The organism is Bacillus sp. JFL15 (genome assembly GCF_001184225.1).
GTDB classification, from domain to species: Bacteria; Bacillota; Bacilli; order Bacillales; family Bacillaceae; genus Bacillus; species Bacillus siamensis.
Window position 1 is genome coordinate 700574 of the sequence record NZ_KQ236689.1, and the last position, 24872, is coordinate 725445.

The 24872-nt window shown below is 47.2% G+C and carries 27 protein-coding genes and 1 pseudogene; 5 read left to right on the plus strand and 23 right to left on the minus strand.

Translation table 11 applies throughout. From position 1 onward, the window contains the following. Positions 1-2: 2 nt before the first annotated feature. From AD710_RS03490 to AD710_RS03515, 6 genes are all read right to left on the minus strand, one after another. Positions 3-929: an isochorismatase gene (locus tag AD710_RS03490; protein ID WP_049627278.1), complete on the minus strand. Its 927-nt coding sequence runs from the start codon at positions 927-929 to the stop codon at positions 3-5. Positions 930-945: 16 nt separating this feature from the next. Then, complete coding sequence (locus AD710_RS03495; protein ID WP_049627279.1) at positions 946-2571, minus strand: (2,3-dihydroxybenzoyl)adenylate synthase; 1626 nt, start codon at positions 2569-2571, stop codon at positions 946-948. A gap of 18 nt (positions 2572-2589) precedes the next feature. Next, complete coding sequence (dhbC, locus tag AD710_RS03500) at positions 2590-3786, minus strand: isochorismate synthase DhbC (protein WP_049627280.1); 1197 nt, start codon at positions 3784-3786, stop codon at positions 2590-2592. Positions 3787-3809: 23 nt separating this feature from the next. Next, positions 3810-4595: a 2,3-dihydro-2,3-dihydroxybenzoate dehydrogenase gene (locus tag AD710_RS03505; RefSeq protein ID WP_049627281.1), complete on the minus strand. Its 786-nt coding sequence runs from the start codon at positions 4593-4595 to the stop codon at positions 3810-3812. A gap of 134 nt (positions 4596-4729) precedes the next feature. Continuing rightward, positions 4730-5599, minus strand: a complete 870-nt coding sequence (locus AD710_RS03510) for an alpha/beta hydrolase (protein WP_049627282.1) — start codon at positions 5597-5599, stop codon at positions 4730-4732. 169 nt (positions 5600-5768) lie between these two features. After that, positions 5769-6365, minus strand: a complete 597-nt coding sequence (locus tag AD710_RS03515) for a sulfite oxidase-like oxidoreductase (RefSeq protein ID WP_049627283.1) — start codon at positions 6363-6365, stop codon at positions 5769-5771. 99 nt (positions 6366-6464) lie between these two features. Here AD710_RS03515 and AD710_RS03520 point away from each other — a divergent pair, with 99 nt between their 5' ends. Continuing rightward, the gene (locus AD710_RS03520; RefSeq protein ID WP_049627284.1) at positions 6465-7058 is read left to right on the plus strand and encodes a biotin transporter BioY; all 594 of its coding nucleotides are present in this window, start codon (positions 6465-6467) and stop codon (positions 7056-7058) included. A 45-nt stretch (positions 7059-7103) separates the two neighbouring features. On the opposite strand, the gene AD710_RS03525 is transcribed toward AD710_RS03520, so the two are convergent. Both AD710_RS03525 and AD710_RS03530 read right to left on the minus strand, forming a co-directional pair. After that, positions 7104-8432 (minus strand): Na+/H+ antiporter NhaC family protein, encoded by a 1329-nt coding sequence (locus AD710_RS03525; RefSeq protein WP_049627285.1) that lies wholly within the window; start codon positions 8430-8432, stop codon positions 7104-7106. A gap of 131 nt (positions 8433-8563) precedes the next feature. Next, positions 8564-10054, minus strand: a complete 1491-nt coding sequence (locus AD710_RS03530) for a leucyl aminopeptidase (RefSeq protein WP_016938087.1) — start codon at positions 10052-10054, stop codon at positions 8564-8566. A gap of 149 nt (positions 10055-10203) precedes the next feature. Between AD710_RS03530 and AD710_RS03535 the strand changes: the two genes are divergently transcribed. Then, entirely contained in the window at positions 10204-10680 is a 477-nt protein-coding gene (locus AD710_RS03535) for a divergent PAP2 family protein (protein ID WP_016938086.1), read from the plus strand. Positions 10681-10709: 29 nt separating this feature from the next. Here the strand turns inward: AD710_RS03535 and AD710_RS03540 are convergent, their stop codons facing one another. The 4 genes from AD710_RS03540 to AD710_RS03550 form a co-directional block, all read right to left on the minus strand. Further along, positions 10710-11351, minus strand: coding sequence for a 3D domain-containing protein (locus AD710_RS03540; protein ID WP_016938085.1), 642 nt, complete (start codon positions 11349-11351; stop codon positions 10710-10712). A 101-nt stretch (positions 11352-11452) separates the two neighbouring features. After that, a complete protein-coding gene (locus AD710_RS03545) occupies positions 11453-11773 on the minus strand; it encodes a YuiB family protein (protein WP_029575317.1) in 321 nt (106 codons plus the stop codon). Positions 11774-11841: 68 nt separating this feature from the next. Next, positions 11842-11967, minus strand: coding sequence for a YuiA family protein (locus AD710_RS19475; RefSeq protein WP_007408708.1), 126 nt, complete (start codon positions 11965-11967; stop codon positions 11842-11844). 174 nt (positions 11968-12141) lie between these two features. Next, a complete protein-coding gene (locus AD710_RS03550; RefSeq protein WP_047476951.1) occupies positions 12142-13362 on the minus strand; it encodes an NAD(P)/FAD-dependent oxidoreductase in 1221 nt (406 codons plus the stop codon). 310 nt (positions 13363-13672) lie between these two features. On the opposite strand from AD710_RS03550, the gene yumC reads away from it, so the two are divergent. After that, positions 13673-14668 carry a ferredoxin--NADP reductase 2 gene (gene yumC, locus AD710_RS03560; RefSeq protein ID WP_007613496.1) on the plus strand — a complete coding sequence of 332 codons (996 nt, stop codon included), beginning with the start codon at positions 13673-13675 and terminating at the stop codon, positions 14666-14668. 39 nt (positions 14669-14707) lie between these two features. Here the strand turns inward: yumC and AD710_RS19755 are convergent, their stop codons facing one another. Further along, complete coding sequence (locus AD710_RS19755; RefSeq protein WP_016938080.1) at positions 14708-14851, minus strand: hypothetical protein; 144 nt, start codon at positions 14849-14851, stop codon at positions 14708-14710. A 216-nt stretch (positions 14852-15067) separates the two neighbouring features. Between AD710_RS19755 and guaC the strand changes: the two genes are divergently transcribed. Further along, complete coding sequence (guaC, locus tag AD710_RS03565) at positions 15068-16048, plus strand: GMP reductase (RefSeq protein WP_049627286.1); 981 nt, start codon at positions 15068-15070, stop codon at positions 16046-16048. A gap of 60 nt (positions 16049-16108) precedes the next feature. On the opposite strand, the gene AD710_RS03570 is transcribed toward guaC, so the two are convergent. The 7 genes and pseudogenes from AD710_RS03570 to AD710_RS03600 form a co-directional block, all read right to left on the minus strand. Continuing rightward, the gene (locus AD710_RS03570; protein ID WP_003151978.1) at positions 16109-16330 is read right to left on the minus strand and encodes a DUF5970 family protein; all 222 of its coding nucleotides are present in this window, start codon (positions 16328-16330) and stop codon (positions 16109-16111) included. Between the two features lie 16 nt (positions 16331-16346). Continuing rightward, entirely contained in the window at positions 16347-16874 is a 528-nt protein-coding gene (locus AD710_RS03575; protein WP_049627287.1) for a stage II sporulation protein M, read from the minus strand. After that, positions 16871-17575 carry an ABC transporter ATP-binding protein gene (locus tag AD710_RS03580; protein WP_016938077.1) on the minus strand — a complete coding sequence of 235 codons (705 nt, stop codon included), beginning with the start codon at positions 17573-17575 and terminating at the stop codon, positions 16871-16873. Before AD710_RS03580 ends, AD710_RS03575 begins: the two co-directional genes overlap by 4 nt. Then, positions 17568-19223, minus strand: a complete 1656-nt coding sequence (locus AD710_RS03585) for a hypothetical protein (RefSeq protein ID WP_049627288.1) — start codon at positions 19221-19223, stop codon at positions 17568-17570. The genes AD710_RS03580 and AD710_RS03585 overlap by 8 nt, the downstream gene beginning before the upstream one ends. 82 nt (positions 19224-19305) lie before the next feature. Further along, positions 19306-19641 (minus strand): uberolysin/carnocyclin family circular bacteriocin, encoded by a 336-nt coding sequence (locus AD710_RS03590; protein WP_003151973.1) that lies wholly within the window; start codon positions 19639-19641, stop codon positions 19306-19308. A 65-nt stretch (positions 19642-19706) separates the two neighbouring features. Then, positions 19707-20279, minus strand: a complete 573-nt coding sequence (locus AD710_RS03595) for a hypothetical protein (RefSeq protein WP_016938075.1) — start codon at positions 20277-20279, stop codon at positions 19707-19709. A gap of 261 nt (positions 20280-20540) precedes the next feature. Beyond that, positions 20541-21079, minus strand: a pseudogene (locus tag AD710_RS03600) (GNAT family N-acetyltransferase). Between the two features lie 274 nt (positions 21080-21353). Here AD710_RS03600 and AD710_RS03605 point away from each other — a divergent pair. Further along, the gene (locus tag AD710_RS03605; protein WP_016938073.1) at positions 21354-22115 is read left to right on the plus strand and encodes an SDR family oxidoreductase; all 762 of its coding nucleotides are present in this window, start codon (positions 21354-21356) and stop codon (positions 22113-22115) included. 115 nt (positions 22116-22230) lie between these two features. Here AD710_RS03605 and AD710_RS03610 read toward each other — a convergent pair whose 3' ends face one another. From AD710_RS03610 to AD710_RS03620, 3 genes are all read right to left on the minus strand, one after another. Beyond that, a complete protein-coding gene (locus tag AD710_RS03610; protein WP_016938072.1) occupies positions 22231-22593 on the minus strand; it encodes a HesB/IscA family protein in 363 nt (120 codons plus the stop codon). Positions 22594-22670: 77 nt separating this feature from the next. Beyond that, positions 22671-23525, minus strand: a complete 855-nt coding sequence (gene dapF / locus AD710_RS03615; protein ID WP_049627289.1) for a diaminopimelate epimerase — start codon at positions 23523-23525, stop codon at positions 22671-22673. Positions 23526-23648: 123 nt separating this feature from the next. Then, positions 23649-24866, minus strand: coding sequence for a NupC/NupG family nucleoside CNT transporter (locus tag AD710_RS03620; protein ID WP_016938070.1), 1218 nt, complete (start codon positions 24864-24866; stop codon positions 23649-23651). Positions 24867-24872: the final 6 nt, after the last annotated feature.

The window sequence follows — 24872 nt, forward strand, 5'->3', positions numbered from 1 at the left end:
CCTTATAAATAATCTGCATTCGGCAAGACTTTTTGAGATCGGGAAGAAAGCAGTCTCCACCACTCTTCAAGCGTCGGATTCTCCGCCAGTTCCACAAACGTCACTTCAGCTCCGTCACGGCGCCATTGTTCGACAAGGCTCATGATTCTGACGGAGTCAAGGCCTCTGTCCAGCAGGTCTTCCTGATCCGGAATATCGGACGGAGATTCTTGAAGAATCGCCGCAATTTGCTCCCGAACCCGTTCTTTTGTCAATGCGGCGGGTGTCTTCTCTTTTCCGCCAGAAACCGGCGAGCCGCCCAGCACTTCCAGCACTTCGTTTGTCAAAGCCGTGTAAGCGCAGCGCTGGGACGCATATTCGATGGCCATCTTATGTTTTTCTGAAGAAAAGTCAGCTACGGCGTCTCCGATAAAGAAGCTTTGAATATCATCCATAAAAGCTTCACAGGCTGTGACGAGGCAGCCGATGTGTGCGTAAATTCCCGTAATAATGAGCTGATCTCTGCCCTTTTCACGCATGATATCAAGGAGATTCGTCCGTTTAAACGCGCTGTATCTCCACTTTGTGAGGACAATGTCCTGATCTTCGGGGGCAAGCTCCGGAATGACCTTTTCTTCATAAGGACCGCTTTTAAGTCCCGGCCCCCAAAAATCCGTCAGCAGGGCGCGGTCTGCCGGGTCTTGGCTGCCCGGCTGCGCGGTGTACACCACCGGAATGCCGAGCGCTTTGCATTGCTCTTTTATTTTCTTGATATTCTGAGCCGCCTCCGTGATCGGAGCCTTCCCTTTCTCAAAAGCATCGACGAAATAATTCTGCATGTCATGGATTAAAAGCACCGCACGTTTCGGGTTCAGCGTCCACGATACTTTATTTTCAGGCATATCTGACGCTGTCGGCAGCGCATATGCGGGAATAGCCGGTATAGCCAATATAAACACTTCCTTTTTATGATTGTTTGATTTCAGCAGGCTTCAATTTTTGGGCGATTGTTTCGCGAAGGTCCTTTTTGCTGACCTTGCCGACGCCGGTTTTTGGGAAAGAAGCGATAAATTCAACCCGGTCGGGAATTTTATATGCCGCCAGCCCTCGCTCCCGTAAAAACGCTTTCAGCTCTCCCGGTTTCGGCGCTTCTCCTTTCGGAATGACGAACACACAGGACCGCTCTCCGAGAAAATCATCCGGCATTGAAACCATGGCCGCATCATGAACGGCAGGATGAGCCAGAAGGTGATTTTCCACCTCTTCAGCGGCAATCTTTTCGCCGCCCCGGTTGATTTGATCTTTCGCGCGTCCTTCGACGATGATATAACCGTCCGCCGTCAGTTTGACGAGATCGCCGGTCTGATAAAAGCCGTCGTCTGTGAATGATCTTTTATTATGTTCAGGCGCTTTATAATATCCGCGAATCGTGTAAGGGCCGCGTGTGAACAAATGTCCGGTTTCCCCGGGAGCCACGTCCCGTCCGTCATCATCTAAAACCCGCACTTCATCAAATGGTGACATCGGTCTGCCTTGCGTATTGACAATGATCTCCTCGGGATCATCCAGTCTCGTATAATTCACCAATCCTTCCGCCATTCCGAAAACCTGCTGAAGAGTGCATCCGAAAGCGCTTTTCACACGGCGGGCCGCTTCCGCGCTGAATTTGGCGCCTCCAACCTGAAGCACTTGAAGGCTTGATAAATCATCACGTCGCGAAGCGGATGCTTCCATCCACACCATTGCAAGCGGCGGGACGAGCGCTGTAATCGTGACACGTTCTTTTTCAATTAACGGGAAGCAGTCATCCGGACTCGGCGCAGGTGACAGAACAACCCGTCCCCCAGCATATAAAGTTCCCAGCACACCGGGTGAGCTGAGCGGATAATTATGCGCTGTCGGCAAAGCGGCTAAATAAACGCTGTGATGATCCAAGCCGCATATTTCCGCACTGAGGCGCAGACTGTATATGTAATCATCGTGTGTCCTCGGAATCAGCTTGGACAGCCCCGTACTGCCTCCTGAAAGCTGTAAAAAGGCGACTTCCGCCGGGCTGACGTCTTCCAGCTGGACGGGCTCTCTATGCAGGCTGCTCAGTTCCTGAAATTCCTCAGCCTCGCCGGCCACAATGACATGCGCCAAAGCCGGAAGTTTGTCTTTCACCTGTCTGGCAAGCGTTCTGTAATCAAAGCCTGAATGCGTATCAGGAATGATGTATGCTTTCGCCTCCGCAAACTCGCAGAAATACGTAATCTCACTGCTTCTGTGAGAAGGCAGCGCGAAGACGGGCAGCGCCCCGAGCCGGAACAGCGCAAAAATCACTTCAAAAAACTCAGCGATATTCGGCAGCTGAACGACAACGCGGTCTTCCTTTTGAATTCCGAGCTTGTGCAGTCCCGCAGCCAAACGGTCGGCCCTTTCATCCAATTCTTTGTAGGTCCAATGTACACCTTTACACGTCACGGCAGTTTGATCTCCGTATAAAGCCGCGCGCTCTTTCAGCATCCCTCCGAAAGTTTCACCCTTCCAGCAGCCGTCTTTGCGGTATTTGTCAGCCCATTCTTCCGGCCATGGCGTAAATCCAGTCAGCACGATCTGTTTCCTCCTTTTTTACATCTCATCTTGATAAAGCCCCATCGCCCGGAGCATGGTGCGGAATTTCGCCGATGTCTCGTCCAGTTCGTCCTGCGGCTTTGATCCGGCGACAATCCCGGCACCCGCAAAGAGCCGGAGAGACCTTGTTTCCGCTTCGGCGCAGCGGAGTGCGATAATCCATTCTCCGTCACCTTCAGCATCACACCAGCCCGCCATTCCCGTGTAGAAATTGCGGTCAAACGGCTCAATATTTTGAATCGCTTCTCTCGCCGCATCCGTCGGCGTTCCGCATACAGCGGGCGTCGGATGAAGAGCGATGGCCAGCTCAAGCGATGTCGTTGACGGGTCACTAAGCTCTCCCTTCACCTCGGTGGACAAGTGCCACATCGCCTCAGTTTTAATGAGTGACGGTTTTTCCGGCACATCAAGCACACGGCAGAACGGTTTAAGTGCGGCGGCAACTGCGGCAACGACTACGGCATGTTCATGCAGGTCTTTAGCTGATTGCAGAAGTTCCTCCGCTCTTCTCTGATCCTCAGCGGGATCTGTGCTTCGCGGTCTGGAACCTGCCAGCGGATTGGACAAAATGGATGTTCCGTTTTTCGACAGAAGCAGTTCAGGACTCGCGCCGAAAAGCGTTTTTCTTGTTTCTGAGGTCCCCGTCACATCTGCAGCGAATGTATAGCCGCGCGGGTTGTGCTGCGCCAAATGCTTGACGGCCTGGGGAATGTCGATATCTCTTTCAGCGGTCAGATGCAGCGTCCTTGACAGTACAATCTTGCTGAGCGGACCGTCCGTAATGTTTAAAACGCCTTGTACCACACCGCTCATAAAGTCCTCAGGGTCAGGAACGGGCCGGATGTCATATGTATTCGCTTGGGGTTTTTCTGCGGAAGCTTCCGTAAACGAAAGCGGCCCTGCCGTTAGGACGGCTTTCGGTACAAAAAGCCGCGAAGCTTTTCTCCCGTCAAACGGAATGGCGCCGGCCGCAATCGGATGTTTGATGCCGGCTTGCTTTGCCTCAAGAAGCGTCTGTCTCACACGTTCAGGCAGTGAGTCCAGCTGATTCTCCGCGTCTGCATCCGGCACTTTTGCAAACACACCTTCTGCAAGGAGCGTACTTTTCGGGGAAGCTAAAAAGAACGCTCCGGGCTTGTAAGCGTCCAGCACCTCTTTTGCAGACACTTCCGTCAATAAATGTTGATTTGTCATGATTGTCCCTCCTTCTCGTTACATCAAATGCCTAAAGTAGCGCCGCCATCCACGCATAAATCATGCATCGTGATATGGCTTGCCTGTTCAGAGGCCAGAAACAAAACGGCATTTGCAATATCAGAAGGCTTTGCCAGCTTTTGAAGCGGAATTCCCGTTTTATATGTATCAAGCGAACCTCTGATAACGTCCTGTGCTCCGTTTTCATCCCGCCACAGCGCACGCTGCATGTCGGTTTCCGTTGAGCCGGGAGATACGATGTTGCAGCGGATATGATAGGCCGCAAGCTCCAGCCCGAGGCATTTCGTAAACATGACGGCTGCCGCTTTCGACGCCGCATAAGCCGCCATGGAAGCACGCGGAACTCCGGCTGCATTTGAACCGACCGTTACGATGGCGCCTTTTTTCCGCTCCATCATGTATCGGCTGACAGCCCGTGACACATGAAATACACCGGTCGTATTAACTGAAAATGTTTGATCCCACTCTTCATCACTGAGGGAATGCACCGGCCCTGGCCGCAGCACGCCCGCAACGTTCGCCAATATTTCAATAGGACCCATGTCGCGTTCAACGGCGGCGATGATATCATTGACAGCCGCACTGTCTGATACATCTGCTGCGAAAGCCTGCGCCTGCACGCCTTTTTCCCGGAGTCTGTCAGTAAGCCCCCGAAGCAGGCCTTCATTCTTATCTATAGCAGCCACATTTACGCCTTGTTCAGCAAGGGCAAGCGCTGTTGCTTCTCCAATGCCTTGAGCGGCGCCGGTGACAACCGCCGTTTTCCCTCTCATTCCCAATGCGTCCATATTATCATTCCCTTCCTATATTGATAATGATTATCATTATCAATTATGATTCAAGACAATCATATCCAAATCAAAACACTCCGTCAATTAGAAAATTAGAATCAGCCGTATTTAGTTCGAAGGGCCTGTTTTTCTCAGGCAGGAGAATACGGGGTATGCGGCCCTCCCGGATTCAGGCAGAAACGCAGGGCTCTGCTGATTAAAACGGGCAGGACAGAGATATGGCCCTCTCCTTCAAACTCGCGGTATTCAGCGCGTACTCCGCCACCTTCAAACTCAGATAGTACAGAATACAGCGCCTCTGCGTGCTGCGGAATTCTGCTTTTATGTGTCTTTTCAATTTCTCCCGCTGCCAGCAGTACGCTGACTTGAAGATTGTCCTCAGAGAGCCGGTCTGACAAACGCTCCGCTTCTTCCTGAATGAAACGTTTGTTCCAGTGAATTGACGGACTCCCGGCAACATAGGTCTGGAACATGTCCGGTCTCGTCAAAAGCACTTGCAGCACAAAAAGACCGCCCAGCGAATGGCCGAAAATCGTCTGCCTGTCTCTGTCGATCGGATAATCCCACTCCACCGCGGGCTTTACTGCTTCTTCTATAAATGCCAGAAACGCTTCCGCTCCACCCTGTTCGGGCCACGCCGCGCCGCGCGGATGCACCGGCAGTTCTGATTCAGAGAGCGGCATCGTAAAATCACTGTGGCGTTCGGCGGAAAACGGCTGATCAGTCGGGTAGCCGATTCCGACAATCACCGCCGGGACAACGCCTGTTTTTTCCGGCCGGCGGCTTTGCATCCGCAACGCTTCGGCCATTGTACCGAACACGGAATTCGCATCAAGCAGATAGATGACGGGAAAGCCGGATGGAGGCGGTTCTTCCTGAGGAAAAGAGACGAAGATACGATACGTACGGCCTCCTTTTGAACGCATTTCTCTTACTTCTGTACCCGGAATCGCGTATCGTCCGGCCTGCGCGAAACCCCGCTTTGTTTGTTTTCCGTCCATTATGAGTTCATCCCCTCTATGACATTCGCTCCGCTTATTGATAATGATTTTCAATATCAAAAGACACCTCAAATAATAGGTTTTTTGCCAAACAAAGTCAATGGATTTTGGATATAAAAAAAGCACCTTATTTCAATAAGGTACCTAAGAACTATATGATGATATGTGTTTAATCCCATGTAAAGCGCTGATTTTTCCATGGATCTCCCCTCATATGGTAGCCGTTTTTCTCCCAAAAGCCGGGGTGGTTTTCCTTTGTGAACTGAATGCCGCGCAGCCATTTGGCGCTTTTCCAAAAATAAAGATGGGGGAAAACGCCTCTGAGCGGATAGCCGTGCTCGGGCGTTAACGGCTCGCCGTTATGCGCATATGCAAGCAGGGATGTCTCCCGCGTAAAATCAGAAAGCGGCAGATTGGCCGTCCAGCCCTCTTCAGCGTGCAAAATGACGAAACCGGCTTCTTTGTGCACACCCGCTTTCTCAGCGATGTCTTTCGCGCGTATGCCCTGCCAGACGTTATCAAGACGGGACCAGCCCGTAACGCAATGAATATCATTTTTCAATTCGGCTTTCGGAAAGGCTTTAATATCTTCAAAGCTTAACAGCATAGGACGGTCGACAAGCCCGTACACCTGCAGGTTCCATTTTGACATATCTTCATAATAAGGAACATTTCCGGCGTGAAGCACGGGAAACTTCGTTGTGACATTTTGGTTTGGCGGAATCCGATCCGACTGTCCTGTTTGTTTCGTTTTCCCGAAAAACATAGGGCTCCCTCCATTTAGTAAACCTATATAAAATTCGTGTTGACAATTAATTATCCTTCGATTACGCTAATCAGGTACAAGTGTAAGGGGGAAAAACAAATGAAACAACGCAACCTTCGCGCGGGCGATATGGCGCTTATCGGCATGTTTGCCGCACTGATGGCCATCGGCGCCAACATTACATCAATGGCTCCCTTTTTGCAAGTTGCGGGAATTCCGCTCTCGCTGCAGCCTTTCTTTTGCCTGTTAGCCGCGATGCTTCTCGGCGCAAGACGGGCCGCCATTGCAATGACGGTATACGCATTGGCCGGACTCGCGGGGGCTCCCATCTTCGCCCAATTCTCAGCAGGCTTTGCGCCGTTTATCGGAAAGAGCGGGGGATTTATTCTCGCTTACATCCCGGCGGCATTTGCAGCAGGCTGGCTGCTGGAAAAGACAAAAGAACCCGGCCGTCTGCATTATGCATGGGCCTCTTTGATCGGTACCGCGGTCATTTATCTCATTGGCACGACCTATACGTATATTGCGCTGAAATTATGGCTTCATGCCCCGATCAGCTACGGAATGGCCTGGTTTTATATGATTTGGTTTTTCATAAAAGATATCATTTTAGCACTGTTATTGGCATCTGTCGCGCCTGCCATTTACAGGTCCATTCATAAAGCGACGGGCTTCAATCGAAATCCGGCGTAAGTTTTTTCAGCATTCAAAAAGGCTCCCCTTTCCGGGAGCCTTTTTTTACAGGACAACTGCGGCAATCCAGCCGAATATGACAAGCGGAATGTTATAGAAAATAAATGTCGGGACGCACGTATCCCAAATGTGGTGGTGCTGTCCGTCGGCGCTGAGGCCTGACGTCGGCCCGAGCGTACTGTCACTTGCAGGAGAACCCGCATCACCGACCGCGGCGGCCGCTCCGATTACGGCGATCGTCGCCATCGGGCTGAATCCGAGCTGAGCGCACAGCGGAACAAATATAGTCGTAATGACCGGGACGGTTGCAAATGACGATCCGATTCCCATTGTGATTAATAAACCGACGATCAGCATCAGGAGCGCGCCTAACGATTGGCTGTGGCCGATAAAGCCTGTTGATGCTTTGACCAAGGAAGCCACATCCCCCGTTTTGTTCAATACATTTGAAAAACCGGCCGCAACGAGCATAACAAAACCGATAAAGGCCATCAGAATCATACCGTCTGTGATCAGCTTATCCGCTTCATTGCGCTTCATGACTCCGCTGATAAACAGCGTAAACAAGCCGGCGAGCGCGCCCATGATCATGCCTTCCACTCCGAGCACCTGTGACAGGTAGAGCTGAACGGCAAGCGACACGGCAATGGAGAACAGAGCGATCGCAATGCTTTTTTTCGTATAAGGAGAAGACGATAATCCGGCAATCTCCTTCGTCTCATATTTCTTCGGTTTCCGGAAGACGATGACGGATAAAATTAAACCGACTACCATCCCCGCTGTCGGGATGATTAAAGCATACGGGATATCACTGAGCGGCACCTTTAAACCGGCTGATGCCATATTATCTCTCAGCATCCCCTGGAAAATCTGTCCGAAACCGACAGGCAGAACGATGTACGGCGCAGTCAGTCCGAATGTCATCACACACGCGACCAGCCTGCGGTCCATTTCAAGTTCGTTAAATATTTTTAAAAGCGGCGGAATTAATACCGGAATAAACGCAATGTGAACGGGCACCACGTTTTGCGAGAAACAGGATATGATTAAAATAATCAGCACGATTAACACTTTAGACAGTGCTTTTTTCCGCGAATCTTCCTTTTTACCGATTAGTTTGACAGACGCTTCGACCATTGCATCGGGAAGCCCCGTCTTTGTCAGCGCCGCGGCAAATGCTCCGAGCAGCGCGTAGCTGACCGCGACGGTTGCATTTCCGCCGAGACCGTCCGTAAAAGCCTTCACCGTCTCTCCGAGGCCTAAGCCCCCTGTCAGTCCGCCGGCAAGCGCTCCGATCATTAAAGCTATAATAATATTGACACGCAGCAGGCTTAAGACGAGCATAAGCAATACTGCGACAACAACAGCATTCATTGATGAGTCCCTCCAAAAATCCTTTAGTTTGCTAATGTAGTAGATAATTAAAGTTAACATACATTCCGCGCTTTAGTCAACTAAAGATTTTGGAAATCAAAAAACCCGCTGCATCAAGGCAGCGGGTGCTGTTATCTTTCAGGCGTAAACCGCTCAGTCAAAACGGCCAGCGTCCTTGCCATGACGCCTGTTGCGCCGGCAGGGCCGAAGCATGTCGCTTTATTCGCCGTCGCGGTTCCCGCAATGTCGAGATGAACCCACGGGGTGTTTTCCGCGAATTCACCAATGAATGTGCCCGCCATAATCGCGTGGCCTTCTCTACCCGGCGAATTGTTCAAATCAGCCATCTGACTGTTTCTCACGCGTTTTTTATCTTTTTCTGTAATCGGAAGCTGCCAGATCGGCTCTCCGGATTCCTTCGCCGATTCTGCCACCTGCTTATAAAATCCGGCGTGATTGGTCATGGCGCCCGTCATTTCGTTTCCTAAGGCGACAATGACACCGCCCGTTAACGTTGCGACGTCTACGAGGACAGAAGCTCCATGCTGCTTGGCATATGTGATGCCGTCGGCAAGCACGAGGCGGCCTTCCGCATCGGTGTTCAGAATCTCAATGGTTTTTCCGCTGAGCGAGACGATGACGTCATCCGGCTTCATGGCATCAGACGAGATCATGTTGTCCGTAGACGGAATGACGGCTAGCACGTTTTGTTCAGGCCGCAGTTCGCCGATAATTTCCATTGCGCCCAATACCGAAGCGGCCCCTCCCATATCGCTTTTCATGCCGACGATGCCGGTTTTCGGCTTAATTGAATATCCGCCGGTATCAAAGGTAATTCCTTTTCCGACCAGGCCGATGACATCTTCCCAATAATCTTTGCCCTGATACTTCAGAACGATCATTTTCGGCGGTTCGGATGAGCCTTTGTTAACGGCTAGCAGCCCGCCCATTCCGAGCTCTTCCATTTCTTCTTTTTCTAAAATTTCACACTCAAAATCATATTTTGCCGCAAGCTCAGCTGCATATGACGCCAAATCGGTGGCCGTCAGCATATTTCCCGGCATGTTCACAAGCGTGCGGGCTGAATTCGTCCCTTGGCCGTATGCCGCGCCGACGTTCAGGCCGGCCTGCACTTCCCTCAAGTCTTCTTCGGTCACGGCGCAGACGGAAGTCAGTTCCTGATCCGGCTCATTCGATTTATGTTTATAATCCTGCACCTCATAAACCGCAAGCAGACAGCTTTCCGAAAGCGCATGAGCGGCATCGGCGGCAGGCACTTCACCGGAGACGAACGTATCAAGCAGAACGGATACTTCTTGTTTTTTATCTTGGTGAATCTGCTGAAACACGCGTGCGAAGCATTCTTTCGCATCTTCAAACGAATAATCCGCTTCCCTTCCCAAGCCGATAAAGTAAATACGTTTCATACCCGTCGCAGCCGGAGGGTATACTTTTGATACACGATTGCGTTTGGCAGACACATCACCGTCCTTTAACAGCTGTGTCAAATGTCCGTCCAGTTTATCATCCAATTCCTTCGTAAATCCGCTCAGCATGCTTTTTTGAAAAAGACCGATGACAAGGGTTTCGGGATGCCGCAATTGATCAGATGCATAAAACATGAGTACACACTCCTTATGTGGGTATTTGTTATGTAAAGTGGTATAATGAAAAAACATTTTTCCATTGATTTTATTTTACCAAACTAAGGGCGTTTTCTGCAGTTTTTCGATATGATCGGACTTTCGCAGATACAGAAAGGATGTCGCATATGGATGTATTTATGAATTTTCCTTTACTGGCGAGTTTTGCTGCCATTATTTTTGCCCAAGTTGTAAAAGTGCCTATTCAATTTATCGTATCCAAAAAACTTGACTGGTCTCTTGTGACGAGCACCGGCGGCATGCCGAGCTCCCATTCCGCCGCCGTCACCGCGCTGTCAACCGGAGTCGCTTTAGAACAGGGACTGGACTCGCCTCTGTTTGCAGTCGCCGCGATTTTCGCCGTCATCACGATGTTTGACGCTACCGGTGTCAGGCGGCATGCGGGTGAACAGGCGACGGTCATTAATAAACTGGTCATCGACTTTAATCGGTTTGTCAGCGAAGCGAAGGACTTTCAGAAAGCGGAAGAGAAAGAAAAACAGAAGAAACTGAAAGAACTGCTCGGCCATCAGCCGATCGAAGTGTTCTTCGGCGGCGTCACCGGCATTGTACTGACACTGATTTTAAATTATTTCTTTATGTAAAAAACGCTTCAGCGGATGCTGAAGCGTTTTTATTCTTTTACCGTTTTGTATTGATTTCTGAAGACTTGAAGTGACTTTGTTTCGTTCAGCTTTACAAGTTCGTCCTCGGTCACTTTGCCGTTCCCTTTTTTAACAATGTAGACATCAAGTGTTTTTTTGCCCCAGTTGTTATAGACGTCCTTTACGGTGTCAAAGTAGAGATCCAGACGGCTGCCTTTAATTTTCGAGCCGGTATCGGCGACAACCCCGTATCCATAATTCGGTATAAACAGAATCGTCCCGATCGGGAAAACAGACGGATCGGCAGCCACAGTTGAATATAAATCGCGTTTGACCTTCACGCCTGAATATGTAATTCCATACTGCGGATGGCCCGGAGATTTCCCCGTAGATTCCGCTCCTGCGGTATAACCGGTGGCCGTCACCTTTTTTGACGGATAGCGTTCCCAGTCAAAAGCTTCTTCCAGCGGTTTTACCTTGCCTGATGCCTGCTTTTCCGGCTGATTCTGTAAGGACTGAAACGGAGTGCCGATGTTTTTCAAAACAGCGCCGCGATGTTCCGTCATCCAATTTGTCAGATCCTTTGCTTCAACACCCGTTATGGAAAAGTATGTCGCATGGCATGCGCCCAAAAAAAGCGCGATCATGAATACGCGTCTGATTATCGTCAATCTGAAATCACTCTCCTCCGAGTCAGTGTTCCCAACCCGGTGAGGTGCTATACAAAAAGCGCCGAGGCACAAAAAAAGCTTTCTTTGAATAAGAAAGCGGCTTAAAACATTTGATATCCTCTTTTTCTCAGCGCCTTTATGGCAATGCCTGACATGATCGCTCCCGCCAGTCCGCCTGCCAAAATCACGACATCCGCAGCCGCTAATGACATGATCCGCTGAAACAGGCTTTGAAATGATTCCCCCGGCGCCTGCACGTAACTGATCATCTTTTTATTACTGATAATGAAAAGGCATACAATCGGATAGACAACAGCCATAATCCACGACATTCTCAGCAGCATGTTCAACAGAAAGCCAATGCCGAAAAACAGTACGAAAAATAGTACGATTGAGATCAGAACCACCGGCAAACTAATCACAAACATCCACCCCCTACAGCACTTTCAGTGTACCTCGGGGGCGGTAAAAAAGTCAACGTATGGAAAATTCAGCGTCTCTCTTTGCCGCTTCCCTGGCAGGAGGGACATGTTTCGGAGCCGCCAAGAAGCAATTGAAAATACCCTTTACCTGAGCAGAACGGACACGCCGCCGTGCTTTTTGCTGTCGTTTTCATGCGGATCACCCTTTTTCTTAATTTTCTGATAATATATCATATTTACTTGTCAAGCACCAAGTCAGAATATGTAACGAATCATTTCATGTAAGCGGAAACATTCGTTTTTTTCTCTTACATGCTTTATATAACGCTCTTTTTTGAAAGAAGAAAAAACCCGCTCCTGCGGGTTTTTCAGAAGAATTTAAACTTCCCTTTTTTCAGTGTCAGGCCGAGTCCGCCGATCATAAATAACGAACGGTTGTCAATGACCTTTTTCATAAAGGACGCCGGCGTGCCTTTGAGCTTCCTGCCGTATACGACACCGACCGCGTTATGCTCACCGAGGGAGGCGACGGTTCCTTTAATGTCCGGCTTGAACTCTTCAAGCTGGCCTCCTTTAATCAGACGGCCCAGGTTTTTGGCCACGGTTTCTCCTTGCTGCATCGCGATCTGAGCAGTCGGCGGGTACGGCCGTTCCGTCTCTTCATTAATAAAGAGCGAGCTGTCGCCGAGAATAAAAACGTTATCATGGCCGGGCGCCCGAAGATCGGGATTGACTTTGACGCGGCCGCGCATATTTTCAAAACCCGCTTCCTCCACGATCGGATGTCCGCGTACGCCTGCGGCCCAGACAACGGTCTGCGATTTGATTTCTTCAGGCTCTTCATCCTTCTTGCCGACTGTGACACCGTCCGCGCGGCATTCTTGAACCGCCGTGCCGATTTTAAACTCAACACCCTTGCTCTCAAGGTATTGAACGGCGTAATCGACAAGCTCCGGGTCAAATCCCGGCAGAACCGTCGGAGCGGCTTCGACGCAGACGATCCGGACGAGACTTTCATCTATATCATAATTTCTGCATAACTCCGGCTTGCGGTTCGCAAGTTCGCCGAGAAATTCAATTCCCGTAAAGCCCGCTCCGCCGACGACGATGGTTAAGCGGTCGGGGCGTTTTTCGGCCTCCGTATTGTATGTCGCAAATTGGAGCTCAATATGCTCTTTCAGCTGACGTGACGTATTAATATTAGCGATCGGAAAGGCGAACTCTTTTAAGCCTTTAATCCCGAATGTTTCAGGGACGGCGCCCAGCCCGATAACGAGATAATCATAAGGGATGTCCCCTTGTGAAAGCGTCACCTTTTTATTTTGCACATCTATTGCTTTTACGGTATCCTGCACAAATTTGACCCGTGAATCATTAATTACATCTTTCACTTGATATCTGCAGCGGTCATGGTGGAGCGTTCCTGCGCTCGCTTCATGCATCCATGTCGTTTCATAATGATAATTGTGTTTATTGACCAAAGTGATTTCGGCGTCATTTGCCCCGATATGCTTCGGAAGCCTTGTTACTGTCATTAATCCACCATAACCTGCACCTAAAACCACGATTTTGGGTTTATTCAATGCCATCACATCCACCTTCTTTTTTTTGCTGTTAGACGCATAATCAAATCAACATTTGTATTAGCTTCAGCTTATTGGCGGGATTTTATGAAATGAATTATAAATTTTTTAGAAAACCGCACATGTCTGCATATCACCATACTATCCGGAAGCATCGGAAAACATTCAGGAAAAAACAGATTGGAATTTGTCCCCATATTAGCGGCAGGCGCAATTTTTTTCAAGAATGAAGCGGCCGGGCGGTTTTCGGCACTCGTCATCCTTTCAAATTCTATGTTATAATTAATAACAATTTTCAATTAGGAGGCAATTTGGTATGCAAGAGGATTCAAAGGTTTATGATATTACGGTCATCGGCGGCGGCCCGGTCGGCCTGTTTACCGCTTTTTACGGGGGGATGAGACAGGCGAGCGTCAAAATCATTGAGAGCCTGCCTCAGCTTGGCGGCCAGCTCAGCGCGCTGTACCCTGAAAAATATATTTATGATGTAGCCGGATTCCCGAAAATCCGCGCCCAAGAACTTGTGAACAACTTAAAAGAGCAAATGGCAAAGTTCGATCAGACCATCTGCTTAGAGCAGGCCGTTGAATCTGTTGAAAAACAGGCTGACGGTGTGTTTAAGCTTGTCACGAATTCAGAAACGCATTATTCAAAAACGGTCATTATCACCGCGGGAAACGGCGCGTTTAAGCCGAGAAAGCTTGAGCTGGAATCAGCGGAGCAATATGAAGGCAAAAACCTGCACTACTTCATTGACGACCTCAATCAATTCGCAGGCAGACGCGTTGCCGTTCTGGGCGGCGGCGATTCCGCTGTTGACTGGGCGCTCATGCTTGAGCCGATCGCCAAAGAAGTCAGCATCATCCACCGCCGTGATAAATTCCGCGCGCATGAGCACAGTGTCGAAAACCTGCACAATTCTAAAGTCAACGTGCTGACACCGTTTGTTCCGGCTGAACTTGTCGGTGAAGACCGGATCGAACAGCTCGTTCTCGAAGAAGTGAAAGGCGACCGCAAAGAAATCATTGAAATTGATGACCTGATCGTAAACTACGGCTTTGTTTCTTCCCTCGGCCCGATTAAAAACTGGGGTCTTGAAATCGAGAAAAACTCCATCGTCGTCAAAAGCACGATGGAAACCAATATCGAAGGCTTCTTTGCCGCCGGAGATATCTGCACATATGAAGGCAAAGTCAAGCTGATCGCGAGCGGTTTCGGCGAAGCTCCGACAGCCGTGAACAACGCGAAGGCTTACATGGACCCGAAAGCGCGCGTCCAGCCTCTGCATTCTACAAGCATGTTTGAAAAATAATAAAAAAAGAGTCTGTGTCCTGCCGGCACAGACTCTTTTTTATTTAAAGATCCACATATAATTCATGACGGTTCCGACAACGAGCGCAATCACAAGCGCCGACACGACCCAAATCGTGCCTAAAATAATCCGGTCCTGAATTTTCTGGGCTTTCGGGCTGTGCCCGGGCTGTTTTTGTTCCACACCGGCCCCTCCCTTCTTTGCAAATCTATCTATCGTAACAAATGTCTTACAACACACAATACTACTATGATAACCAAACTGCAAAAAGATGACAAGCTGACGGCGTATGAGGCAGCATGAAATCATTTGACATTCCTGACAAAACAAAGTACATTATAAAAAGACGAACATTTTATTTAATTATAATTTTATCATTCGCTTTTAGGGGTGTTATTTATGGAAAATGTATTTGATTACGAAGATATTCAGCTGATTCCTGCAAAATGCATTGTGGACAGCCGATCTGAATGTGATACATCAGTTACATTGGGCGGACACACATTTAAACTTCCGGTCGTACCGGCCAACATGCAGACGATTATAGATGAAAACATCGCGGCCTGGCTCGCTGAAAACGGGTATTTTTATATCATGCACCGCTTCGAGCCGGAAAAACGCCTGGCCTTTGTCCAGGATATGAAAGCACGCGGACTGATTTCCTCGATCAGCGTCGGCGTGAAAGACAACGATTATGAATTCATCCGCGAGCTGAAAGCACAGGAGCTTGTACCGGATTATATTACTATTGATATCGCGCACGGCCATTCCAATGCCGTGATCAGCATGATTCAATTTATTAAAGAACATGTGCCGGAAAGCTTTGTCATTGCAGGGAATGTCGGGACGCCTGAAGCTGTACGGGAACTGGAACGCGCGGGCGCTGACGCAACAAAAGTGGGGATCGGGCCCGGGAAAGTATGCATCACAAAAATTAAAACCGGCTTCGGAACCGGCGGATGGCAATTAGCCGCGCTTCGCTGGTGTGCAAAAGCGGCAAGCAAACCGATCATTGCTGACGGCGGCATCCGCACGCACGGCGATATTGCGAAGTCCATCCGTTTCGGCGCGTCTATGGTCATGATCGGATCATTATTCGCCGGCCACGAAGAATCACCGGGGCAAACAATCGAAATCGACGGCAAGCTGTACAAAGAATATTTCGGCTCCGCTTCCGAATTTCAAAAAGGCGAAAAGAAAAACGTCGAGGGCAAAAAAATGCATGTTGAGCATAAAGGATCTCTGCAGGATACGCTGATTGAAATGGAGCAGGATCTGCAGTCTTCCATCTCTTACGCCGGGGGCAATAAACTCGAAGCCATCCGCAATGTCGACTACGTGATCGTAAAAAACTCAATTTTCAACGGCGACAGATTTTAACACACAGCAGAGCCGCTCGAAAATAAAAAAATGACATTCAACATGAATGTCATTTTTTTATTAAATACCAAAATAAAGAGCCGCACTGGCCAACAGATTAATCACAAAAATAAACAAAAAGATGTAACGGATGAATTTATTTTGCACCGGAGCAAATATAAAGAGATACAGTCCTGCCACTCCAAAAGTAAGAACAGGAAACAGCCACTCAAAGGATAAAGAAATGATATAACCGATAATCATAACAATCGGCACACCGATTAATGATAATTTACTTCTCATATGATTTCTGCCCCTTTTACTTAAAAATTGGTGTGATGTAAGCTTCAATAATGGCAGCGGCGATCAGCAGACAAATAATAAGCAGCACCAATATTCCGATATGCCTGAACATTGAAGCCATTATCTTTTTTTCCTTAGAAAAACACAGCCTGATGACCAAATCAACGCCTTTAAAACCAATGGCGCCACTCAATAATAACGCAGGAACTTCAAATATACCATGAGGAATTAGCAGTAAAAAAATCTGATAAAAAGGAACCCCGCTATGCAGATTTTCGAGAATAGAGCCGCTTAAAATAAACCCGTTGGTGAATAAATAAAAGATTGAGGTCAACCCAAAAGTAAAAAAACCTGCCGCTAAAAACAGACAAGCGATTGCATTATTCTTTAACAATTCAACTGCGCCTGACGAGCCATTATAAGACGCTGATGATACAAAGTGATCGGTAAAAACCGCAGCGATTGCACCGCCTGAAAAAAACAGCAATGACGCGGTTAACGGAATGGCGGACGTTCTGATTGCCGGCAAAATGCGGTTCATCATGTATAGATACGCTCAGCCATTTCTTCGATTTCTTCTAATGAATGCTCGGATGACTGATACTCTGCCGCAAAAACGCCGTCATGGATAATACCGATCGTATCGCACAACGAATGCGCCAGTTCCAGCAGGTGAGTCGATAACAGGACCGTATTCCCCTGTTTGACGTACTCCTTCAATAACGTCCGTATCGTTTTGCCGCTGATTAAATCAATGCCCGTCAGCGGCTCGTCAAGGATTAAGATCTTAGGCTGATGAATGAGCGCGGCAGCGATTGATAATTTTTGTTTCATTCCGTGTGAATAGGTTTTAATCAGCTGATTTCCGTCTTGTGAAAGCTTCAGCGTCTCTAACATATTCTTTATATAATCATTTGTCCGCTGAGACGGCACTTGAAACATCTCCGCTGTAAAACGCAAGTATTCGACTCCCGTTAAATAATCATATAAAAAGGCATGGTCGGGCACAAAACCGATATCAGCCGATATTTGCCCTCCCTCTTCTGAATCTATTTCTTTACCGTCAATCACGACGCAGCCTGACGTCGGTTTAAGCAGGCCCGAAATGATTTTCAAAGTCGTTGTTTTCCCGACTCCATTGGTCCCGAGCAAAGCGTAGATTGAGCCTTTTTTCACCTCAAAGGAAATATCCTTTAACACCTGTTTTTCACTATAGTTTTTTTGTATATTCACTAATTTAATCATTGTTCGCAAACCTTTCCGCCATATTAATTCTGCGAAGAAACAGAAACATGACTCCATAGTTTAATAGTGTGAACAGGACAAATATACCTGATGCAGAATGAATAAGCAGCGTTTCAAGTTCCGGCTTTTTATAAATAAAATATGACGTGATCGCAGCAATTTGAAGCGACACAATGAAAATCAAAGAACCGTATAAGTTGTTGTACGTCTTTGCTTTCCCGGCTTCTCCGATTTCGTACAGATGCTCCCAGTTTTTTTTAGGGTACAAGGCGGTGCTTGAAATCTGGACAAGACTGTATAAAAAACCCGAACATAAAAATACAATAAACAGGTAGACCGTCAGCGCAGCGGAGGACGGAAAAAACACCGTAATCAAAATGGTCATGATGAATGAATAGATAAGAGCCGCAAGATTATAAATACATACTTTCGGAAACACGAGCTGCCACGCATGTTTGATATTCCGGTGAAACAGATGCTGATTTTTCATTTCTCCGTCAACGGATAATACGGTTTTGAGCGCGTCCCCGACGAGCTGATACGAAAAGTTCGCAATGATAACCGCGGCGGACACGATGGCGGCTGCCGAATACCCGGTAAAATGATGAGAAAGCAGCGGAACACAAAAACCTAAAAACAGCATGAACAAATAAAGCATACTGCCGAAATTCCTGATAAAAAACCCGTCAATTCTCGTTAGAAACAGAAGGTCCTTTTGAAAAACGGCATGAAATATTTTGTTATTCCTATATAATTTAAGCTTTGGTGCAAAAGCCGCGTTTGTCAAAAACATATAAGGAATAAGATCCATTTTCTTCAGGGTAGCCGCCCAGAGCTTAAACAGTCCAGCCGTAAAAAGGACGGCGGCTGCAAATACTGCTGCGAAAACGAGCACAGAATCTGAGCGGAATACCAGCCATACATACGGTGTATTCATGAGGATGTTCCGGAAAGCCGGCGACTCCGTAAATCCGGAAATGTCCTTTACCGTATACTCCCCAAACACGAGAAGATAAACGGCATACCCCACTGCCAGCGGCACCAGCAGGCTGACGCTGAATAAAATGCCCTTCATGATTTTCAAGTAAAACCATTTGCTCCACATATTCGTAAGAAGATAAACAACGTAAGAAAACAGCATAGATAAAAATAAATTGAGAAGAAAATAAACGAAGCCCAAGAAAAATACGATGACCGCTGCAGATCCAGCCATGCCTGCGCCGGTTAAAAACAAAAAGACCGGAAAAACAAAAAGATACCATACGAAAATGGTTTTTTTGATCGCCTGGCCGGTAAAAACTGAAAACAGCTGTAAAAAACGAACCTTTTTTAATTGATGAATGACCTTGCGCGTATCCAGCAGAAAAGCATTTTGATGTTCTTTAAAGAAGCCGGCAGCCCAAAAAAGCTGCTCCAATGAAACGGCGATTAAAACAAATTGCCCCCACGCGCTGATAGGAAGCTGAATCAGTTTTGTCCCGAATACAACGCCGCATCCCAGTAAAATAAGATAAACACATAACAGAGAAATAATAATGGCAGACAGCAGTTTGCCGTTGAGTTGAGGAATTCCCCAATCTTCCTTTTTTTTGCGGAACGACGACAGGGTATTATATTTGATAAGAGCTGTAATTTGTCTGACTATCATACTTTCAATCCTTACATATGTATTTGGGAGAGAGGCTCTTTTTGCAGCTTGTACAAAAAGAGCAATTATTTATCGATCGATTTTACCAAGCAGCTGCGTATTTTTTGCCGTATTTCTTAATCATTGTTTTTGCTGTTGCAACGATTGCATAAGAAATCGCGCCTGCGCCTGTAACGATACCGATGAGAGAAATGATAGAAGCAATTGTTGAAGCCGCATCAATGATATCAATTGCTTTTTTAGCTGCTGCTGTAGAGATACCGAGAGTCGAAGCTAATTCAGCATTGGCTGAGAATGCATGAGCCGCCGCCACATTTAATTCAGTGCCAGTTAATAAAAGTGCATAAACCAACGTCGCTGCAGCAAGAGCCGCGCCAAACAAAATAAAAGATTTTTTATTAGATTTTACTAAGTTCATCTTAACATCCCCCTGCTCTGTTTTTAATATATAATAAAATTCAGCTTAATTGACTCTCTCCCGAGCTAAATTTTATCCGCCATAAAATAATTAAAGAAGATAGTGAAGAGTTTTAATAAAACAAAACATCCAGTTAAAATAATTCTCTTTCCTTTGCTGAGATCGGTAAGTTTTCCTGCGGCAGCATAAAGAGCCGCGATTGACAGAAGCAGAAATGGATCCAGCAGCTGTAAACTCAGTTTGGTGCCGCCGGCAGAATATATAAGTGAGGAATCAGCCGTTAAGTAGTTAACAACTGACAGAATCAGCATTTTAAATGCCGAGATTAAAGAAGTCAGCGTATATAGAAGCAAATATATTTTTTTCGGTTTTTTTGTACCGAGAATAAAAGCGGCAACGAATAACAGAAACCCGCCTATCAGGATTTCCACAAAAGTGGTGAAGATCATAAACCCTTGCAGAAACATGACAATCGTACGAACACTTTTCTCCCCGATATCGTAGGTATTTTCTCCGACAGAAGAGTAATAAGACTGCAGCACTTTATCTGAAATACTGAATTGGAAGAGTAATGAACAGATCAAAATGATGAAAAAAGAACTTAAAAATATTTTTTTATTGCTCAATTGACCTATCATATTATCATCCTTTTCTTACAAAATAAACGAACTATTCTATACTTTTACAATTTAGTTTATTCCTATCAAAAAATCAATATCCTTTCGAAAAATATGACTTTAGAACGTGTTGACAAAGAGCATATTTTTCATAGTTTTTGATGCTATATACCCTTTATTTTTTTCTTAATTTGCAAATAGTACGATTTAGACAATGGATTTGAGATATTTGAGAGAATGACCTGCGTAATGAGACGCAGGATCCAAAAAAGGAGGATATCGTTATGTATCCTCCGGATGTATGATCGCCAGCACCTGATGATCTTCCCATTTTCCATTTATTTTTACATTTTTTCTCGCAATGCCTTCTTTATGAAACCCAGCTTTTTCGAGCACACGGATTGACGCCTTATTGTGCGGCATGACTCCGGCTTCTATCCGATGCAGGTTCAGCTCATTGAATGCATAATCGGCTGCCAGCTTGACAGCCTTCGTCGCATAGCCTTTTCCATTATGTTTGCCATCTAAAAAGCAACCGATGAAAGCGCTTTGGATGTCGCCCCGAACCACCTGAAAAGGCTGATCGTACCAATCAGGGCCTGATCCTGAAGAAAAATGCCGAAGCTGTATTCTGTGTCATTTTCCGCATTCTTCAGTGATTGTTCAATTCGTTTTTTCCGGCCTTCCAGCGTATAAAAATCCTCTTGTCTCGACATGGCAAACCGTTCAAAAAACATGCGGTTTTCCGTCTGCAAAACCAGTTCCTGCTCTGCATCATTCAGGCTGAGCGGCCTGATATCAACGCTGTTTCCTTCCTGCATATGCATCGCCGTCCTTTTGTTTTAATCAGAAACGTTTTTAATTGCCTTTTTCCCATGTTGTACGGTACGCTTTATCGCATCAATAAAGATCCCACAATTGGAACGGAAAAGGTTCTTTTGTTGACTTAAACCGCACTTTAAGCCGTATCATCATATTGTGACAAGGAAAGAATAGTTTTGGCGGGTTTCCCGATGATCCCAAAAAATATATTGATCGGATTGCAGCTGAAATGTTATCAAAGAAATGTAAAACAATTGGAAAAGAGGAGTTCATATGAAACTGACGGGAAATACAATACTGATTACAGGCGGAAATGCCGGAATAGGATTGGCTTTCGCAGAACGATTTTTAAAAGCGGGAAATAAAGTCATCGTGACCGGACGGCGTGAACATGCTCTTCAAAAAGCAAAGGAAACATTTCCGGATCTTATTACCTATGTCAGTGATTTGAGCATTCCATCTGAACGTGTATCACTGTTTGATTGGGTGACAGAGAACTATCCGGAAGTGAATGTGTTAGTCAATAACGCGGGGATTCAACAACGTTTTCATGTGCTGAAAGCGGATGCGAAGGACAATTGGGACTATTTCAATAAAGAAATCACAACGAACATTGAAGCTCCCTTCCACCTGTCCATGCTGTTCGCTCCGTTTTTTGCCGGAAAAGAAGATGCGGCTGTCATTAACGTCTCTTCGGGATTGGCTTTTACACCGCTTGCCATTGCACCGATCTATTCAGCAACGAAAGCGGCGCTTCATTCATTTACAATGAGTCTGAGACACCAGCTTTCTGATTCAGCTGTAGAAGTGATTGAAGTTGCGCCTCCGGCAGTCAATACAGATTTAGGCGGAGCAGGACTGCATACGCAAGGAGAACCGCTGGATGAATTCGCTGATGGGATTTTTAAAGGACTTAAAGAGGGCAAACTTGAAATCGGATATGGTTCTTCTGTGGAACGGCTGCGCATGTCCCGGGATAAAGCCGATGAACACACGGCAAATATGTACAATGCAATGAAACATACAATTGAATAACATCTTTGAAAAAGCAAAACCCGCTTCTGTTGAGCGGGTTTTACTTTTATTAAACAAGCGCTATCGAAAAGAAAGACGTCATATTTTTTTCATCCTAAGAATGGCAGGTTGAGCCCTAGCACTCTTCCGGCGTACCGGCGTTTTTGGCCGTGCGGAAAGAAGATCCGCAGCCGCAGGAAGCGATGGCATTCGGGTTGTCAATGGTGAAGCCGCCGCCCATCATGGACTGTTTGAAGTCGATGATCGTGCCGGTCATAATATCGAGGCTGTCGCTGTCGACCAAAACGGTGATTCCGTGCTGTTCAAACATGCTGTCTTTTTCGCCTTTTTCATGCTCAAATCCCATTCCGTAAGACAGGCCGCTGCAGCCGCCGCCTTTTACGCCCACACGGAGGAACGCGTTTTCTTCTTCATGCTCTTTCATCATATCTTTTATATGCAAAGCTGCTGCTTCAGTGATGGTTACTGGAACACTCATAGGTAGACCTCCTTTTTAAAAAACGAATACTAATATCTATTATAAACCTTGAGAAGCGTATTTCTCAAACGAGCTGTTTACAAATAATAGACGCCGCTGCATACGGTTTCGGCGGGACCTGTCATCAGCACGTGCCCATTGTCCTGCCAATTAATCACAAGGTCGCCTCCCGCCAAATGAACAGTGATATCCCGGTTCCGTTCAGAAACACCGTTCAATACGGATGCGACAGCCGCCGCACAGGCGCCTGTTCCGCAAGCCTGTGTAATGCCGGAGCCGCGTTCCCATACACGGAAATGAAGTTCATCCGCGCTGACGGTTTCCACAAACTCGACATTGACGCCTTCCGGGAATCTCGGGTCTTTTTCAATGACGGGGCCGAGCGTTGTAAGAGGTGCTTGACTGATATCTTCAACCGGAAAGACAATATGGGGGTTTCCCATTGATACGGCAGTTCCTGAAAGCTCCGTCTCTCCGAAGACAAAGGTCTCATCGATCGTCCGTTCATCTTCATTGCCGAGCATCGGCAGCTCTTTTTTGGTCAGGCGGGGTTCACCCATATCAACGGCGACTTCACGCACTATCCCGTTGTCCTCCGTAATGTCTGCTTTCACAAGACCTGAGAGCGTTTCAATGAAAAAGGACGTTTCTTCTGTCAGCTTATGTTCGTATGCATACTTTGCCACACAGCGAAGGCCGTTGCCGCAATTTTTTCCTTCTGAACCGTCATTATTAAAAATCCGCATTTTGACGGGCGCTTTTTCTGACGGACAGATGAGGATCATGCCGTCAGAACCGATGCCCGTATGAATGCTGGACACTTTAACGGCAATCTCAGCCAGCCGTTCTTCCGGCAGCTTTTCTTCGAATTGATTTACATATATATAACTGTTTCCAAGACCGTGCATCTTGGTAAAACGGAATGAATTCATATCGGCCTCCAACTTTTTTTCTTTTACTTAGTATAAAAGCTCTTCCCCTCGGACACAATACAAATATCCCCCGTTTTTCATACATAAAAGCTCCCTGCATATGCAGGGAGCTTTTATCGTTTACTAAATAAACATGCCGGCAATCGCCGCGCTGAGAAGGTTAGCGAGTGTTCCCGCAATAACCGCTCTTAACCCGAGGCGCGCGATGTCCGAACGGCGGCTTGGGGCCAAACCGCCCAATGTGCCGAGCATGATCGCAATGGAAGAGAAGTTGGCGAATCCGCACAGCGCAAAGCTGATAATCGTAGACGTTTTTTTAGAAAAGTCCGCAATATGGGGACCGAAGTTGGAATAAGCGACAAACTCATTCAGCACAAGCTTTTGTCCGATATAGCTTCCCGCTCCCAGCGCTTCATGCCAAGGAACTCCGATAACAAATGCGATCGGTGAAAACACGTAACCGAGAATGGATTCTAATGTAATATGTTTGAAACCGAACCAGCCGCCGATTCCGCCGAGAATTCCGTTCACTACGGCGATGAGCGCGACAAACGCAAGCAGCATGGCGCCGACGTTTAGCGCAATTTGAAGGCCGGTGGACGCGCCTTTTGCCGCGGCATCAATCACATTAGCGGCGCCTTCGCCTTCTTCGTCCATATTAAAGTCACCTTTAACCGTCTGCGTTTTTTCTGTTTCCGGTATTAATATTTTTCCGAACACGAGACCGGCAGGAGCCGCCATGAAGCTGGCCGCCAGCAAGTACTCGATCGGAATGCCTAACAAGGCGTATCCGAAAAGCGTCGAACCCGCTACAGCCGAAAGGCCGCTCGTCATAATCGTAAACAGCTCGGAACGGGTCAATCCCGCAATCAGCGGTTTAATGGCAAGCGGTGATTCAGACTGTCCGACAAAAATATTCGCAGCCGCCGCAAGCGATTCTGTTCTGCTTGTCCCAAGAAGCTTTGACAGTCCGCCTCCGATGACGCGAAAAATAAGCTGCATGATTTTCAGGTGATACAAAACGGCAATCAGCGCTGAGAAAAAGATAATGACCGGCAGAACACTCAGCGCGAAAGCCGGGCTGCTGCCCACTTTTAACAGCGGGCCAAAAATAAAGCTGATGCCTTCGTTCGCATAATCAATGAGAAGCTGCACACGGCTTGAGAACCATAAAAATACGGCCCGGCCGGCGTCCCACTTTAATACGATGAATCCGAAGGCCATTTGTAAACATAAACCGACAATGACGGTTCGCAGTTTAATTTTGCTTTTCTTCTCTGATAACAAAAAAGCAATGGCTAATATAGCAACTGCCCCGAGCAGCCCCCAAACGATATTCAATGAATC

What these genes read in the sequence shown, in the direction of transcription:
- AD710_RS03505 (WP_049627281.1), bottom strand. Translation starts at nt 4,595, where the DNA reads ATGGACGCATTGGGAATGAGAGGGAAAACGGCGGTTGTCACCGGCGCC.
- AD710_RS03610 (WP_016938072.1), bottom strand. Translation starts at nt 22,593, where the DNA reads ATGAGTGTTCCAGTAACCATCACTGAAGCAGCAGCTTTGCATATAAAA.
- dhbC (WP_049627280.1), bottom strand. Translation starts at nt 3,786, where the DNA reads ATGACAAATCAACATTTATTGACGGAAGTGTCTGCAAAAGAGGTGCTG.
- AD710_RS03530 (WP_016938087.1), bottom strand. Translation starts at nt 10,054, where the DNA reads ATGTTTTATGCATCTGATCAATTGCGGCATCCCGAAACCCTTGTCATC.
- AD710_RS03520 (WP_049627284.1), top strand. Translation starts at nt 6,465, where the DNA reads ATGAAACAACGCAACCTTCGCGCGGGCGATATGGCGCTTATCGGCATG.
- AD710_RS03510 (WP_049627282.1), bottom strand. Translation starts at nt 5,599, where the DNA reads ATGGACGGAAAACAAACAAAGCGGGGTTTCGCGCAGGCCGGACGATAC.
- dapF (WP_049627289.1), bottom strand. Translation starts at nt 23,525, where the DNA reads ATGAATTCATTCCGTTTTACCAAGATGCACGGTCTTGGAAACAGTTAT.
- AD710_RS03575 (WP_049627287.1), bottom strand. Translation starts at nt 16,874, where the DNA reads ATGATGAACCGCATTTTGCCGGCAATCAGAACGTCCGCCATTCCGTTA.
- AD710_RS03550 (WP_047476951.1), bottom strand. Translation starts at nt 13,362, where the DNA reads ATGGCATTGAATAAACCCAAAATCGTGGTTTTAGGTGCAGGTTATGGT.
- AD710_RS03580 (WP_016938077.1), bottom strand. Translation starts at nt 17,575, where the DNA reads ATGATTAAATTAGTGAATATACAAAAAAACTATAGTGAAAAACAGGTG.
- guaC (WP_049627286.1), top strand. Translation starts at nt 15,068, where the DNA reads ATGGAAAATGTATTTGATTACGAAGATATTCAGCTGATTCCTGCAAAA.
- AD710_RS03535 (WP_016938086.1), top strand. Translation starts at nt 10,204, where the DNA reads ATGGATGTATTTATGAATTTTCCTTTACTGGCGAGTTTTGCTGCCATT.
- AD710_RS03605 (WP_016938073.1), top strand. Translation starts at nt 21,354, where the DNA reads ATGAAACTGACGGGAAATACAATACTGATTACAGGCGGAAATGCCGGA.
- AD710_RS03590 (WP_003151973.1), bottom strand. Translation starts at nt 19,641, where the DNA reads ATGAACTTAGTAAAATCTAATAAAAAATCTTTTATTTTGTTTGGCGCG.
- AD710_RS03595 (WP_016938075.1), bottom strand. Translation starts at nt 20,279, where the DNA reads ATGATAGGTCAATTGAGCAATAAAAAAATATTTTTAAGTTCTTTTTTC.
- yumC (WP_007613496.1), top strand. Translation starts at nt 13,673, where the DNA reads ATGCAAGAGGATTCAAAGGTTTATGATATTACGGTCATCGGCGGCGGC.
- AD710_RS03585 (WP_049627288.1), bottom strand. Translation starts at nt 19,223, where the DNA reads ATGATAGTCAGACAAATTACAGCTCTTATCAAATATAATACCCTGTCG.
- AD710_RS03570 (WP_003151978.1), bottom strand. Translation starts at nt 16,330, where the DNA reads ATGAGAAGTAAATTATCATTAATCGGTGTGCCGATTGTTATGATTATC.
- AD710_RS19475 (WP_007408708.1), bottom strand. Translation starts at nt 11,967, where the DNA reads ATGAAAACGACAGCAAAAAGCACGGCGGCGTGTCCGTTCTGCTCAGGT.
- AD710_RS03525 (WP_049627285.1), bottom strand. Translation starts at nt 8,432, where the DNA reads ATGAATGCTGTTGTTGTCGCAGTATTGCTTATGCTCGTCTTAAGCCTG.
- AD710_RS03515 (WP_049627283.1), bottom strand. Translation starts at nt 6,365, where the DNA reads ATGTTTTTCGGGAAAACGAAACAAACAGGACAGTCGGATCGGATTCCG.